Raw genomic sequence first — 14,150 nt, forward strand, 5'->3', positions numbered from 1 at the left:
CCGGAACCCATGACCGACGCCATCGCGAACGAGTTCAGCCTGACCGAGGCGGAGCGCGCCCTGCTCCCCACCCAGCAGGAGCTGGACCACTACGCCGAGCACGGCTGGTACCTGTCGAAGAAGCTGTTCACCGACGAGGAGCTGGACCTCCTCCAGGACGCCACCGACAAGTACTACGAGGGCCACCGGGACCGCACCCTGCCGGTCCGCCCGCCCCGGCTCGCCTCCTGGCAGCCCTCGGACGGCCCCGTCCAGCGGCACAACGACTACATCCACTACGAGAGCGAGGCGGCCGGGCGCATCCTGCGCAAGCCGCTGCTCGGCGCGGTGGCGGCGCTGCTGGCCCGCACCGAGGAGATCCGGGTCTTCCAGGGCACCCTGATCTACAAGCCCCCGGTGGCCGGCGAGCCGAGCAACCTGGTGCCCTGGCACTTCGACAAGCACTACTGGCAGACCAGCACCTCGGACCGGATGCTGACCGCCTTCATCCCCTTCCACGACTGCGGGGTGGAGAACGGCACCATCACCATGGTGGACGGCAGCCACCGCTGGCGGGAGCTGCCGGCCGGCGAGGACTCCAGCCGGCACTTCGCCGAGCGCGACAACTCCGAGCTGGACGACCTGCTCGCCGCCAACGCCGCGTTCAACGGCGTCGAGGTGGTCAAGGTCCCGGTCGAGATCCCGCGCGGGCACGTCTCCTTCCACCACTGCCGGACCTACCACGGCAGCGGTCCGAACCTGGCCGCCACCCCGCGCCGGGCCGTCTCACTGCACCTGCAGGACGGCGCCAACGAGTACCGCCCGTGGGCGAAGGCCGACGGCACGCCAGTGGTCTACAACCACGACGTGCTGGTGCGCCGCACCCCGGACGGGCGCCCCGACTACGCCGACCCGGACTTCTGCCCGGTCGTCTGGCAGGGCGCGGTATGACCTCCCCCCACGGCCTGGACACCGTCCGGGACCGCTACCGGATGGTCCGGCTGATCCGCGGCTTCGAGGAGCTGGCGCTGGAGCTGGTCCGCAGCGGCGACATCGTCGGCGGCACCCACCCGTACATCGGCCAGGAGGCGGTGGCGGTCGGGGTCTGCTCGGCGCTGGCCCCGGGCGACCAGCTCACCTCCACCCATCGGGGCCACGGCCACGTCCTGGCCAAGGGCGCAGACCCGGCCCGGCTGCTCGCCGAACTCACCGGCCGCTCCACGGGGTTGAACCGGGGACGGGGCGGGTCGATGCACGCCGCCGACCTCTCGCTGGGCATCCTGGGCGCCAACGGCATCGTCGGTGCGGGCGCCCCGATCGCGGTCGGCGCGGCCTGGGCCGCCCGGCTGGCCGGGCAGCCCCGGGTGGTGGCCAGCTTCTTCGGCGACGGCGCGCTCAACCAGGGCGTGGTGCTGGAGGCCTTCAACCTGGCCGCGATGTGGCAGGTGCCGGTGGTCTTCGTCTGCGAGAACAACGGCTACGCCACCACCCTGCCCGCCTCGGTGGCGGTGGCCGGCAGCGCGCTGGGCCGGGCCGAGGCCTTCGGCATCAGGGCGGTGTCGGTGGACGGCATGGACACCGAGGCGGTCCGGGAGGCCGCGCTGGAGGCGGTCGAGCACGCCCGCTCCGGCGAGGGCCCGGTCTTCCTGGAGTGCGTGACCTACCGCTTCGAGGGCCACCACACCATGGAGCGGCGGCTCAGGCCGACCTACCGCACCGAGGAGGAGCTGGACGGCTGGCGGCTGCGGGACCCGCTCCAGCAGGCCGCCGCACTGGTCGGGGACACCGCCGACCTGGACCGCGAGGTCACCGAACTCCTTTCGGCAGCACGGGAGTTCGCCCTGAACTCCCCCGCGCCGGAGGTCTCCGGCGCGGCCGACCACCTGTACGCGAGCGGCCTGCGGCCCCGGGCGGGGGCGCTGGGATGAGCTGGCTCTCCTACACCAAGGCGCTCAACCGGGCGCTCACCGACGCGATGGCCGAGGACCCCTCGGTGGTGGTGCTCGGCGAGGACATCGGTGCCGGGCTGGCCGGGCCGACGCTCGGGCTGCAGAAGCGCTTCGGCGCCGAGCGGGTGGTGGACACCCCGCTCTCCGAGCAGGGCTTCACCGGCATGGCGGTGGGCGCGGCACTGGCCGGGCTGCGGCCGGTGGTGGAGTTCCAGATCCCCGCGCTGCTCTTCCTGGTCTTCGAGCAACTGACCAACCAGGCGCACAAGTTCTCCCTGATGACGGGGGGTCAGGCCGCCGTGCCGCTGACCTGCCTGGTGCCGGGCTCCGGCTCCCGCGACGGCTGGGCCGGCCAGCACTCGGACCACCCGTACAGCCTGTTCGCCCACATGGGCGTGAAGACCGTGGTGCCGGCCACCCCGACCGACGCCTACGGCCTGCTCCGCTCGGCCGTCGCCGACCCGGACCCGGTCGTCGTCTTCGCCCCGGCCGCCGCGCTGGCCGTCCGGGACGACGTGACGGCGCCGCTGCCGGCGATCCCGCTCGGCCGGGCCCGGATCCACCGCGAGGGCACCGACGTCACGGTGGTGGCGGTCGGCCACCTGGTGCACGAAGCCCTGGCGGTGGCCGAGGAGTTGGCCGAGGAGGGGATCTCGGTGGAGGTCTTCGACCCCCGCACCCTGTACCCCTTCGACTGGGACGCGCTCGGCGCCTCGCTGGAGCGCACCGGCCGCCTGGTGGTGGTCGACGACTCCAACCGCAGCTGCGGCATCGGCGGCGAGGTGCTGGCCACCGCGGCCGAGCAGTTCCGCCTGGTGGCCCCGCCCCGACGCGTCACCCGCCCGGACGGCACCGTCCTGCCGTTCGCCCGAGACTTGGACCGCGCCCTGCAACCGGGCCGGGACCAACTGCGCCACGCCGTACGGACCGTGGCCAAGCACTGACCGCAATCACTGTCCCCCTCCCGTTTCCACTTCCTGAGGAGCAGTCATGTCCAACCGTTACCACTGGGACCGTTCGCACCCCGGTCTGACCAGCCTGCAGGCGGCGATCGACCCGCTGCGCCGCGAGGTCGTCGGCCACACCATCTACGGTGAGCTGAACAGCCACGAGCGGGTCACCGCCTTCCTGGAGCGCCACGTCTTCGCGGTCTGGGACTTCATGTCCCTGCTGAAGAGCCTGCAGCGCGAGCTGACCAGCGTGGACGTCCCGTGGGTGCCCTCCGGCCCGACCGCCAGCCGCCGCCTGATCAACGAGATCGTGCTGGTGGAGGAGAGCGACGAGCTGGGCGAGGGCTTCATCAGCCACTTCGAGCTCTACCTCGGCGGCATGGCCCAGGCCGGCGCCGACACCACCGCGGTGGAGGCCTTCCTGGCCGAGCTGGGCCGGGGCACCGCCGTGCCGGAGGCGCTGAAGCTGGCCGGCGTGCCCGAGGCCGCGGTCGACTTCACCTCCACCACCTGGGAGATCATCGAGAACGCGCCGGTGCACTGCCGGGCCGCCGCCTTCGCCTTCGGCCGGGAGGACCTGATCCCGGAGATGTTCGAGCAGGTCATCAGGATCGAGGACCCGGACGGCAAGCTGACCACCTTCAAGGACTACCTGGCCCGCCACATCGAGGTGGACGGCGAGCAGCACACCCCGATGGCGATGCAGATGCTGATCGACCTCAACGGCGACGACCAGGCCAAGTGGGACGCCTGCGCCGAGACGGTCCGTCAGGCGCTGGCGGCCCGGGTCCGGCTCTGGACGGGCATTCAGGAGGCCTTCCCGGCGGTGCCGCTGACGGTCTGACGACCTGACGGACGGTAGGGGGCGGACGCGTCCGCACTCTGGACAGATACTGACGGGTACATGTACAAAAGCTGTCCCGGCAGCGTCCGCCCCCTCTCGCCCTCACACGTTCAGCGCGCCCTCGTACCGCCCGTGTCCTCGTACCGCCGGCCGCCGCCGAAGCCGCATCTGCCCCCGCCCCTCCGAGGAGCATCATGCACTTCCGCACGCGCACCGCCGCCGTCGCCACCGTGGTCGCCCTGGCAGCGGGGACGGTGGCCGCCGCCGCGCCCGCGCCCGCCGCCGCCCCGGACCGCAACGGGGCCCGTACCGTCCGCGACGTGGTCACCGACCAGGACGGCAGCCGGCACGTCCGCTACGACCGCACCTACGCCGGACTCCCGGTGCTGGGCGGCGACCTGATCGAGCACCTGGCGCCGGGCGGCGCCCTGCGCGGCACCGACCGCGCGGCCGACGGCCCGGTCGCGGTCGCCTCCACCACGCCGAAGGTCTCCGGCGAGCGTGCCGGCGCCCAGGCCGTCCAGGAGCTCTCCCGGGCCGCCGGTGCCGACGGCAAGTCCGTCCAACGGGCCCAGGCCAAGCCGCAGTTGGTGATCGACGCGCTGCACGGCGCGCCCCGCCTCGCCTGGCAGACCACCGCCACCGGCCAGGACTCGCTGGGCAACCCGGTCTCCCGGACCGTCCTGCTGGACGCCCGCACCGGCGCGCAGATCGACGCCTGGGACGCGATCGAGACCGCCACCGGCGACGGCCAGTCGCTCTACGGCGGCACCGTCCCGCTGGAGACCACCGTCTCCGGCTCGACCAACCAGCTCAAGGACCCGACCCGGGGCAACACCTACACCGGCGACGCGGCCAACAAGACCGACCTCTGCTTCGGTTCGATCTGCTTCAGCCGGGCGCCCGCGACGCTGTTCACCGACGCGGACAACCACTGGGGCAACGGCACCACCACCGACCGGGCCTCGGCCGCGGTGGACGCCCAGTACGGCACCAACGTCACCTGGGACTACTACAAGAACGTCCACAGCCGCAACGGCATCGCCGGCGACGGCAAGGGCGCCTACAACCGGGTGCACTACGGCAGCAACTACAACAACGCCTTCTGGGACGACAGCTGCTTCTGCATGACCTACGGCGACGGGGACGGCAACGTCTTCGGCCCGCTGGTCGCGCTGGACGTCGCCGGGCACGAGATGTCCCACGGCGTCACCTCGCGCACCGCCAAGCTGGTCTACTCCGGCGAGTCGGGCGGCCTCAACGAGGCCACCTCCGACATCATGGGCACCCTGGTGGAGTTCTACGCCGCCAACCCCAACGACCCGGGTGACTACCTGATCGGCGAGGAGATCGTGAAGCCCGGCTTCGGCAAGGCCGCGCTGCGCTTCATGGACAAGCCCTCCAAGGACACCAAGTCGGCCGACTGCTGGAGCTCCTCGGTCGGCAACCTGGACGTGCACTACTCCTCGGGCGTGGCCAACCACTTCGCCTTCCTGCTCGCCGAGGGCAGCGGCGCGCGCGTGGTCAACGGCGTCTCCTACGACAGCCCGACCTGCAACGGCTCGACCGTCAACGGCATCGGCCGGGACAAGCTCGGCAAGGTCTGGTACCGGGCCCTGAGCACCTACATGACCTCCAGCACCAACTACGCGGGCGCCCGCACCGCCACCCTCAAGGCCGCCACCGACCTCTACGGGGCCGGCAGCACCGAGTACGCGGCGGTGGCCGCCGCCTGGTCGGCGGTCGCGGTCAACTGACCCTGCCTCGGCACCCGATCGGCCCGGACCGGCTCACGGTCCGGGCCGAAGTGCTCGGTGAGGCGGTCCAGCAGACGCTGGAAGTTGGCGGTGTCCTGCTCGTTCAAGGTATCGGTCCGCAATCCTGAGGGTTCGTTCGTTCGACCCTGCGATGCTCTCCCGAACGGCTCAACAGCCGATAAACGACACGCCGTTCGAACCGGAACCGATCGAACCCGTGCGACGGGTCATCAGAACCGTCCGAGCACCCGGTCGACCGCGATCTCGATCGCCACCCGGGCCGGGTTCTCCCGCGGCGCCCGGTAGCGGGCGGTGTAGCGGGCCACCGCCTCCGCCACCGCCCCGGGCTCGTCCCGCACCACGGCCCGGCCCTCCAGCGTGCACCAGCGCGCGCCGTCCACCTGGCAGACCGCCACCCGCAGGCCCTCGGGCCCGGCGGCCAGCACGTTGCGCACCTTGCGGCTGGAACCGCTGCTGATCACCCGGGCCGTGCGGGTCGCCGGGTCGTAGGTGACGCCCACCGGTGCGACGTGCGGGGTGCCGTCGGGGCGCAGCGTGGTGAAGGTGGCGAGGTGCCGCTCGGTCCAGAAGGTGAGGAAGGAGTCGCCCAGCGCGGCGAGATCGTGAGACATGCTCCGCATGCTACGGGGCCGGACGCGGCAAGGCCGTGACACCCCTGTGGCAGCTCCGTGGCAGCTCAGAGCTGCTTCCCGGGCCCGCGGCGCGGTAGCGTCAGCTCCGTCGCCCGCGTGGTGCGGGCGGCACGGGCGCCGTGCGGCGTCACGGGGAGCCGGGCGCGGGAGCGCCACGGGGAGGAGACACGGTGCGGGAGTTCGCGGTCGAGGGGTTCGCGGCCTGGCCGCCGCAGGGCGGGGCGAAGCGGCGCGGCAAGGACCTGCGGGCGAAGACGCCCCGCGAGGCGCACGCCTGGTTCGAGCCGCCGGTGGACCGGCCCACGGTGGTGGAGTCGGTGGAGTCGGCCAACGCCGGCCGGCTGCAGTCGCTGGTGCCGATCCGGGTCGGCCGGATGGCCGCCTCGCCGTTCGCCTTCCTGCGCGGCTCGGCCGGGCTGATGGCGGCGGACCTGGTCACCACCCCGACCAGCGGTCTGACCGCCCAGCTGTGCGGCGACGCGCACGCGGCCAACTTCGGCCTGTACGGCGACGCCAGGGGCCGGTTGGTGATGGACATCAACGACTTCGACGAGACGGTGCCCGGCCCCTGGGAGTGGGACCTCAAGCGGCTGGCCGCCAGCCTGGTGCTGGCGGGCCGTCAGGCCGGCGCGGACGAGGACGCGTGCCGCCGGGCCGCCTTCGACGCCGCCGGCTCCTACCGGCGCACCATGCGCCTGCTGGCGGGGCTGCCGGCCATAGACGCCTGGAACGCGGTGGCCGACGAGCACCTGGTGACCTTCGCCGAGGCGCAGGACCTGCGGGTGATCATCGAGGGGGTGGCGGAGAAGGCGCTGCGCAACACCAGCGCGCGCTTCGCCTCGAAGTCCACCGTCCAGGAGTCGGACGGGCATTCGCGCTTCGTCCCGGCGCCGCCGGTGCTCCGGGCGGTCGAGGACTCCACCGCCGAGGCGGTGGCCGCCTCGCTCACCGCCTACCGCGAGAGCGTCCCGGTGGAGCTGCACCCCCTGCTGTCCCGCTACAGCGTGCAGGACGTGGCCTTCCGGGTGGTGGGCACCGGCAGCGTCGGCACCCGCTCCTACGTGGTGCTGCTGCTGGACCAGCGCTCGGAGCCGCTGGTGCTCCAGGTGAAGGAGGCCCGCCCCTCCGTGCTGCTGCCCCAACTCGCCCGCGCCGGCTACCCGGTGAGCGCGCCCGTGGCGCACGAGGGCCAGCGGGTGGTGCTCGGCCAGAAGCGCATGCAGGTGGTCACCGACGTGCTGATCGGCTGGACCACGGTGGACGGACTCCCTTACCAGGTGCGGCAGTTCCGCAACCGCAAGGGCAGCGTGGACCCGGCGGCGCTGCAGCCCGCCCAGCTGGACGACTACGGCCGGCTGACCGGCGCGCTGCTGGCCCGGGCGCACGCGCACACCCTGGACGCCGCGGTGGCCTCGGGCTACTGCGGCAAGAGCGAGGCGCTGGACGAGGCGGTGGCCGCCTTCGCGGTGGCGTACGCCGACCGGACCGAGGCCGACCACGAGGAGCTGGTGGCCGCCGTCCGCTCCGGCCGCCTCCCGGCCGAGTCCGGAGTCTGACGACCCGTCTCCTCCCCTCTCCTCCCCTGCTGCTCACCGCCGGGGCGCATCCGTTCGAGGGTGCGCCCCGGTTGCTCGGGCGGCGGCTCGAACGGTGGCTTGAACCCGGCGCGCGCTTGGCCGGTTCGCCCCCTACCTGACAAGGTCTGCGGGGCCTACGGTCAGTGGTGGCCCGGACCCGCTCCGTATCAGGGAGTACACCCCCCATGACCACTGCCCCCCTCATCCCGCTGCACTGCCTGCGCCAGCTCGAACCGGGGCCGCCGCGCCAGGCCGCCCTGCCGACCGGCACCCCCGTCTGGCTCTGCACCCGGCACGCGGACGTCCGCCAGGCGCTCACCGACCCCCGTCTCGGCCGCGCCACCCTCTACGCCGAGGACGCCCCGCCGGTCACCCTGACGCCGAACATCCTCGACGTGCCCGACACCCTGATCAACCTGGACGGCCCCGAGCACCAGCGGCTGCGCCGCACCGTGCAGCGCGCCTTCACGCCCCGGGCGATCGAGCGCTGGCGGCCCTGGGTCTCCTCCGTCATCGAGGAGCTGCTCGACGAACTCGCCGCCCAGGAAGGGCCGGTGGACGTCATCGGCGCCTTCACCCGCCCGCTGCCGGTCGCGGTGATCAGCCGGCTGATGGGCCTGGACGGCCTGGACATGAGCCGCCTCGGGCACTGGAGCGACCACGCGCTCTCCACCTCCGCCTACACGGCCGAGGAGATCGGTACCGCCATGGGCGAATTCGCGGGTTTCTGCCACCAGTTGGTGGTCGACCGGCGCAAGAACCCGGGCGAGGACCTGGTCAGCAGCCTGGTGCAGGCCGCCGACGAGACCGAAGGCGTCACCGACGAGCAGGTCATCATGCTGGTGCTCGGCCTGGTGGTGGCCGGCCACGAGACCACCATGACCACGCTGGGCAACGCGCTGGTCTACCTGCTCGGCGAGGACCGCGCCGCCTGGGCCCGGATCGCCGAGAGCAAGGAGGCGGCGGGCGCGGCGGCCGAGCAGGTGCTGCGCACCATCCCGCTGGGCGACCGCGAGGCCTTCCCCGGGCTGCTCCGCCGGGCCACCGAGGAGCTGGAGATCGGCGGCGTGACCATCCCGGCCGGCGCCATCGTGGCCGCCGACACCGGCGCGGCCAACAACGACCCCGAGGTCTACTCCCCCGTCCCCGAAGGCGAGTTGCGCGACCTCTTCGCTCCGCTCGGCACCCCGAGCCTGACCTTCGGCGCCGGCCCGCACCACTGCCTCGGCGCCTGGCTGGCCCGGATGGAGCTGGAGGACGGCCTCAACCGCCTCGCCGCCCGCTTCCCCGAGCTCGCGCTGGCCGTCCCCGCCGAGTCCATCGACTGGCGCACCGGCCTGCTCACCCGCAGCCCCAACACCCTCCCGGTCACCTGGTGACCGCCGCCCCCGGCCCGCTCGAGACCCGCGTCGACCGCACCCGCTGCGTCGGCACCGGCGCCTGCGCCGCCACCGCCCCCGACGACCTCACCCTCACCCCCGACGGCCGCGCCCACCCCCTGCGCACCACCCCCAGCGACCTCGACCTCCTCACCGAGGCCGCCGAACTCTGCCCCGTCGAGGCCCTCACCATCCACCGCACCGACACCGGCGAACAGATCGCCCCGTCCTACTGAGCACCGGGGCCGCCCGTCCCGCGCGGCGGCACGGGCGGCCCCGCCCTGGAGAGCACCTTGCCGTTCGAAGACGCCGTCCGGGCCCGGCTGCTGGCCCCCAACTTCTGGTACGTCGGCACCGTCAACGCCGACGGCTCGCCCCAGGTGAGCCCGATGTGGGTGGACCTGGAGGGTGATGCCGAGCTCGTGTTCAACTCCTCGGTGGGCCGCGTCAAGGAGGAGAACCTCCGCCGCGACCCGCGCGTCTACCTCTCCCACGCGGACCCGGCCGACCCGTACGACCGGGTGCAGATCAGCGGGGTGGTGAGCCGCTTCGTCGAGGGCCCCGAGGCCGTCGAGCGGATGGACCGCCTCGCCCGCAAGTACCTCGGCACCGAGCGCTACGAGTGGCTGGTCCCCGGCGAGCACCGCGTCGCCGTCGTCGTCCGCCCCGTGAAGGTCCGTCACATCGTCGGCGTGGAGCCCTTCCGCACCCGGCCCTAGCCGCAGCGGCCCGGCACGGTCATCAGTGGTCGGTGCAGAGGGGCTCCGTCGGGACGCGCGCCGGAAGGCTGGCGCGCTCCTCCTCGGTGAACTGGCGGTTCCCGATGATCCTGCACAGGTCTCGTTGCCACAGCGCCGGATCGAGCCGGAGCGGTCCGCCGTGGTCCTTCGGGCCGATGTAGATCACGGTGCCGGCGTCCCTCGAGAGCGCCGGGAAGCTGTAGTAGGGGCGGGTGAAGGAGTCGGACTCCGGGCCGAACTCGTAGGACTCCTCCGGCACTTGCCTGCCGACCCGGTAGATCCGGATCGAGTTGTTGGACGCGACCATGAAACGGCCCTCGTCGTCGATGAACTGCGTGATCGTCGCGTTCCTCGGAAACCCTTCGCTGATGCTGCGCAGCGGGCCGAGCTCCCTGCGGAGGGGGTGGCGCCGCCACAGCTCGACGATCGAGCCCCGGCGCATCAACGCCAAGTAGCGGCCACTGGGTTCGAACTGCACCGCGAGGACGTCGTCGGTGGTCTTCACCGTCTCGGTGACGGCTCCCGTGGTGACGTCGATGACGCGGACGTTGGGGTCGCCCCACACGACCAGGGTCACCTTGTTCTCGTCGTAGAAGCCGGTCGAGATGCTCGGCGCCCCTTCGGAACCCTCGGCGGGGAGCAGGGTCTTCAGGTCGAACCGCGCGAGTTCCCCACCGGTCCGCGGGTCCCACTGCTGGACCACCGTCCCGGATGTCGTGAGCACCTTCGTACCGACGAAGTGGTAGCCGAAGTCCCACTTGTCCGCCGGATCGACGCCCCAGACCAGCGCCGAGAGCTTGTCCTCCGCCTTGGCAGGAGGTTCGACGGCCGTGATGACGGACACCTGGCCGAGGGTCGAGGCATCGCGGACCACGATCACGTTCCGCCCTTCCCTGGTGGCGAGCAGGGCCCCGGTCCGGTCGAACTTCATCAGGTCGGTCTGCTCCGACGGCTCCCAGTAGGGCTCGCGGCGCTTGGCCTCGGCGAGCAGGACGCCGTTGTCCCCGATCGCGGGTCGCAGCTGGATCGCGGATCCGTCGGCGAGGATGGAGACGGTCCGCGCCCCGTCGTTGGTGAGCGCCTGCTGCCCGACGTTGAGCACGCCGCCGTCCGACAGGTCGGTGAAGGTGATGAACGAGTCTTCCCTGGTCGCGTGGAAGAGTTTGCCGTTCGCGGAGACCAGTGGGTCCCAGTAGTGGCTCGGCCTCATCGGAGTACGTGAGAGCTCCTTCCCGTGGAGGAGGTCCACCATGATGAGGTTGTTGCCGTGCACGATCCCGGTGGTGGTCCCGGTCTCGGTGACGACCCCGGTGGAGCAGGGCGCGGTCTCGGTGTCCTGGTCGTCGCGGGACTCTCCGATCTGCCCACCGTCGGACACCCGCAGGAGGCGGAGCACCGCTTGCGTGGGCTGCGGTCGGTGGCAGACCACGGCCGCGGTCCGGTCGCCGGAGAGCGTGATCGCGTCCATTCCGCTGACGACCGTACGTGCCGTGCCGGTCGTCGTGTCCCAGGCGAGCAGGGACTCGTTGTTCCTGGTCCCCTGCCCGTTGCGGAGCTCCAGCAGGCTCCGGTTGTCCGGGCCGATCTGGATGCGGTAGTACTCCTGCTCCCGGTCCGCGGGTGCGGGGGTCGAACGGTCGATGGCGTCGCGGTCCAGGTCCCACCAGATCAGCTCGTCCTCGACCCTGCTGACGATCACCCGCCCGTCGAGCGACATCGAGGGGTGGACGTAGTGGTTCGCCTTGGTGGAGGTCCCCGGTGCCGAGGGCAGTCCGTGCAGGTCGCCCATCGGCCTGCCCGCGTCCTGGTCGACGGTGAACCAGGCTGCCTTCCCGTCCTCCTGGACGTAGCCGGCCCGTTTCCCGTCGGCCGAGACCAGCGGGTACAGCACCTGCCCGACAGAGGGCACTTGGATGATGCGGACGTCTCCGGTGAGTGCGTGGACGAAGAGTGTCGCCCTGCCGAGCCGTGAGACGGCCAGCACCACGTTCCCGTCACGGCTGGTCTGGAAGTCCTGGACCGTTCCCAGCAGTCCGGAGAGCATGCGGTTCTTCTCGGAGTGCGCCAGGTAGGTCCGCATCAGCTGGCTGCGGGCCTCCTGGGTCGGCGCCGTCCGGTACGCCGCGAGGGCCAGCATCACCGAACGGGCGGGGTCCAGGGACGTGTCGTCCTGGGACGCCTGGGTGAGGGCCCGTGAGGTGGCGAGCGCCTCGCTCTCCTGACTCTGCCGACGCGCATAGGCGAACAGCGCGGCGAAGGTGACCACCGCGACCACGACGCAGGCGATCGCCGACCGCAGCACACGGGCGCGGCGTCGCCGGGACCGCCGGTGCGCCGACCCGATGGCCAGGTAGGAGCGTTCGGCCGGATTCAGGTCAGCCTCGTGCTCGGCCAGCCAAGCCCCGGCCGTCTCCAGGGCCGTGGCGGTCGGCAGGAACTCCGGCGATCGGTTCCCGTGTTCCCAGCGGTCCATGTCGTGGCGCAGCGTCTCGCGCCACTCCAGGAAGGACCGGTCCTCCGCCGCCCATGCGGCCAACCGCTCCCAGCCGGCGATCAGGGCCTCGTGTGCGAGCTCGACCGTCTCGGCGCCTTCGACGTCGAGGCTCGTCACCAACAGTCGCGTGCCCGCGAGGCGTTGGGCGATCCGCCACTCCCGCTTCCCCAGGTCGCCGCGCAGGGCCGGGCGGCGGGTCACGGCCGGAGAGCCGAGCGGCACCCGGACGAGCTGGGTGAACAGCCGCCGCGCCGCGGCGAGGTCCTCGTCCGGAACGTGGGCGTCCCAGGCCTTCCCCGCGTACTCGCTGAGCGCGCCGGTGACGCCGCCGAGGTCCCGGTACGCCTGATGGCTCAGCAGACCGCCGCGCTGGCGCTGCCAGAGCAGGTCGAGGGTGAACCCCAGCAGCGGAAGGGTACCCGGCTCGGCTCCGGCGTCCGCGAGGATCCGGTCGACCAGGGCGGGTTCGTACCGCACACCGGGAACGGCGTCGACGGGAGCGGTCACCACCTCCCGCAGGCGCGCGGCACTCAGCGGTCCGAGTGCCTGGACCCGACGGCTGAGGGCCGGCCCGAGGACGGGGTGGGCGAGTGCGGCCTCCAGGAAGTCCGCCCGAAGGGTCGTCAGGACCCGGACCGTGGACGGGAGGGCATCGGTGAAGAGGACGGCGGCCAGTTCGTCCGCCGCCCGCGGCGCCAGCGCGAGCAGTTCCTCGAACTGGTCGACCACGACCACCAGCCGGTGGCGGTCCTGCACGTCCAGCAGCCGGGGGACCAGGTCGGGCAGGCCGCCCTGCCGCAGGACGGCCGTCAACTCGGCCAGCCGCAGCAGGCGTTGCGTCTCCGACAGCTCGGGCTCCAGCAGTGGCAGCAGCGCGGCCGCCAGGACCGCCAGCGGACTGCTCCCGGCGGTCGGACGGACCACCACGGCCGCCGCGCCCTCCGCCCGGAAGCGCGGCACGACCCCGGCCAGCGCGAGGGAGGACTTGCCGGCTCCGGAGCCGCCCACCAGGGTCACCCACTGGTCGCGGTCCAGGGCCCGCGCCAGCTCCTCGCTCTCCTCCTGCCGGCCGTGGAAGAGTGCGGCGTCGGCCTCCTGGAACGCCGTCAGGCTGCGGAACGGCGACGGCGGCAGCGCCAGCTCGCGCAGGCCGGGCGACGAGGCCAGGAGCCGGGAGGCGGGGATCAGGTAGCTGGCCGACGGCTTCCCCGGCTCGGCGACCGCCATCATCCCGACGACCCCGCCGAGGTGTTCGTCCCACACCGGAGTCCCGCTGAAGCCCCGGGAGACGGGATACCCCTCGCCCGTCAGGTCGACCTGCACGAGCCCCTGGCTCTGCCCGGCCCGCAGGACTCCCGCGTGCCACACCCCACCGGGGCGCCCGGCCGGGAAGCCGAAGGCCCGCACGGGGTGGCCCCACACCGTGTCGTCCTCGACCAGCCGCACGGGGGCGGCCCCGGGCAGCGCGGCGTCCAGCCGCAGGACGGCCACGTCGCCCCCGCCCGACTCCAGCGGCGGCAGCCATGCCTCGACGCTCGCGGTCGCGGCCGGCCGGTCCGTTCCCGAGGCGGCCGACAACGGCAGGTCGACGTGCAGCCGCGCGCCGGGCGCCGGCTCCTGGTCGTCCGGCGTACCGAGGACCGCGGACACCACGTGCGCACACGTCAGGGCCAACTGCGGGGAGACCAGGAATCCCAGGCCCACCGCCTCTCCCCGCAGGTCCCGGATCCGCAGCACCGCCGCGTTCAGGGCGTGCGGTCCGGGCGCCCCGACGGGCGGCTCTCCGTGGAACGCCATGGTCTCCCCCTCGGAATCGCCCGGCCACGCC

General features: G+C 72.8%; 12 protein-coding genes. 9 read left to right on the forward strand and 3 right to left on the reverse strand.

The genetic code is table 11. The features are described from left to right. Window positions 1-9 precede the first annotated feature (9 nt). The 5 genes from ACWEPF_RS25900 to ACWEPF_RS25920 all read left to right on the forward strand — a co-directional run bounded on the left by ACWEPF_RS25900 (window position 10) and on the right by ACWEPF_RS25920 (window position 5,479). Window positions 10-930, forward strand: a complete 921-nt coding sequence (locus ACWEPF_RS25900; RefSeq protein WP_452174390.1) for a phytanoyl-CoA dioxygenase family protein — start codon at window positions 10-12, stop codon at window positions 928-930. Continuing rightward, complete coding sequence (locus ACWEPF_RS25905) at window positions 927-1,907, forward strand: thiamine pyrophosphate-dependent dehydrogenase E1 component subunit alpha (RefSeq protein ID WP_452174391.1); 981 nt, start codon at window positions 927-929, stop codon at window positions 1,905-1,907. Before ACWEPF_RS25900 ends, ACWEPF_RS25905 begins: the two co-directional genes overlap by 4 nt. Next, entirely contained in the window at window positions 1,904-2,872 is a 969-nt protein-coding gene (locus ACWEPF_RS25910; RefSeq protein ID WP_452174392.1) for an alpha-ketoacid dehydrogenase subunit beta, read from the forward strand. Before ACWEPF_RS25905 ends, ACWEPF_RS25910 begins: the two co-directional genes overlap by 4 nt. A gap of 46 nt (window positions 2,873-2,918) precedes the next feature. Continuing rightward, the gene (locus ACWEPF_RS25915) at window positions 2,919-3,722 is read left to right on the forward strand and encodes a DUF3050 domain-containing protein (protein WP_452174393.1); all 804 of its coding nucleotides are present in this window, start codon (window positions 2,919-2,921) and stop codon (window positions 3,720-3,722) included. A 194-nt stretch (window positions 3,723-3,916) separates the two neighbouring features. Further along, window positions 3,917-5,479, forward strand: a complete 1,563-nt coding sequence (locus tag ACWEPF_RS25920; protein WP_452174394.1) for a M4 family metallopeptidase — start codon at window positions 3,917-3,919, stop codon at window positions 5,477-5,479. Here the strand turns inward: ACWEPF_RS25920 and ACWEPF_RS25925 are convergent. Together ACWEPF_RS25925 and ACWEPF_RS25930 are read right to left on the reverse strand one after the other, a co-directional pair. Then, a complete protein-coding gene (locus ACWEPF_RS25925; protein ID WP_345279907.1) occupies window positions 5,413-5,586 on the reverse strand; it encodes a hypothetical protein in 174 nt (57 codons plus the stop codon). The two genes, ACWEPF_RS25920 and ACWEPF_RS25925, sit on opposite strands and share 67 nt — an antisense overlap. A 123-nt stretch (window positions 5,587-5,709) precedes the next feature. Beyond that, window positions 5,710-6,111 carry a pyridoxamine 5'-phosphate oxidase family protein gene (locus tag ACWEPF_RS25930; RefSeq protein ID WP_452174395.1) on the reverse strand — a complete coding sequence of 134 codons (402 nt, stop codon included), beginning with the start codon at window positions 6,109-6,111 and terminating at the stop codon, window positions 5,710-5,712. Between the two features lie 140 nt (window positions 6,112-6,251). On the opposite strand from ACWEPF_RS25930, the gene ACWEPF_RS25935 reads away from it, so the two are divergent. From ACWEPF_RS25935 to ACWEPF_RS25950, 4 genes are all read left to right on the forward strand, one after another. Further along, on the forward strand, window positions 6,252-7,688 hold the full coding sequence (locus ACWEPF_RS25935; protein ID WP_452174396.1) for a DUF2252 domain-containing protein: 1,437 nt from the start codon (window positions 6,252-6,254) through the stop codon (window positions 7,686-7,688). Between the two features lie 206 nt (window positions 7,689-7,894). Beyond that, entirely contained in the window at window positions 7,895-9,088 is a 1,194-nt protein-coding gene (locus tag ACWEPF_RS25940; RefSeq protein ID WP_452174397.1) for a cytochrome P450, read from the forward strand. Beyond that, window positions 9,085-9,324: a ferredoxin gene (locus tag ACWEPF_RS25945; protein WP_345279915.1), complete on the forward strand. Its 240-nt coding sequence runs from the start codon at window positions 9,085-9,087 to the stop codon at window positions 9,322-9,324. Before ACWEPF_RS25940 ends, ACWEPF_RS25945 begins: the two co-directional genes overlap by 4 nt. A gap of 57 nt (window positions 9,325-9,381) precedes the next feature. After that, entirely contained in the window at window positions 9,382-9,807 is a 426-nt protein-coding gene (locus ACWEPF_RS25950; RefSeq protein WP_452174398.1) for a TIGR03618 family F420-dependent PPOX class oxidoreductase, read from the forward strand. 22 nt (window positions 9,808-9,829) lie between these two features. Here the strand turns inward: ACWEPF_RS25950 and ACWEPF_RS25955 are convergent, their stop codons facing one another. Then, window positions 9,830-14,119 (reverse strand): nSTAND1 domain-containing NTPase, encoded by a 4,290-nt coding sequence (locus ACWEPF_RS25955; protein WP_452174399.1) that lies wholly within the window; start codon window positions 14,117-14,119, stop codon window positions 9,830-9,832. Window positions 14,120-14,150 lie beyond the last annotated feature (31 nt).

It is taken from the genome of Kitasatospora sp. NPDC004289, assembly GCF_053602875.1.

Coding starts and splice junctions, on each gene's coding strand:
- ACWEPF_RS25900 (WP_452174390.1), top strand. CDS start 10: ATGACCGACGCCATCGCGAACGAGTTCAGCCTGACCGAGGCGGAGCGC.
- ACWEPF_RS25905 (WP_452174391.1), top strand. CDS start 927: ATGACCTCCCCCCACGGCCTGGACACCGTCCGGGACCGCTACCGGATG.
- ACWEPF_RS25910 (WP_452174392.1), top strand. CDS start 1,904: ATGAGCTGGCTCTCCTACACCAAGGCGCTCAACCGGGCGCTCACCGAC.
- ACWEPF_RS25915 (WP_452174393.1), top strand. CDS start 2,919: ATGTCCAACCGTTACCACTGGGACCGTTCGCACCCCGGTCTGACCAGC.
- ACWEPF_RS25920 (WP_452174394.1), top strand. CDS start 3,917: ATGCACTTCCGCACGCGCACCGCCGCCGTCGCCACCGTGGTCGCCCTG.
- ACWEPF_RS25930 (WP_452174395.1), bottom strand. CDS start 6,111: ATGTCTCACGATCTCGCCGCGCTGGGCGACTCCTTCCTCACCTTCTGG.
- ACWEPF_RS25940 (WP_452174397.1), top strand. CDS start 7,895: ATGACCACTGCCCCCCTCATCCCGCTGCACTGCCTGCGCCAGCTCGAA.
- ACWEPF_RS25955 (WP_452174399.1), bottom strand. CDS start 14,119: ATGGCGTTCCACGGAGAGCCGCCCGTCGGGGCGCCCGGACCGCACGCC.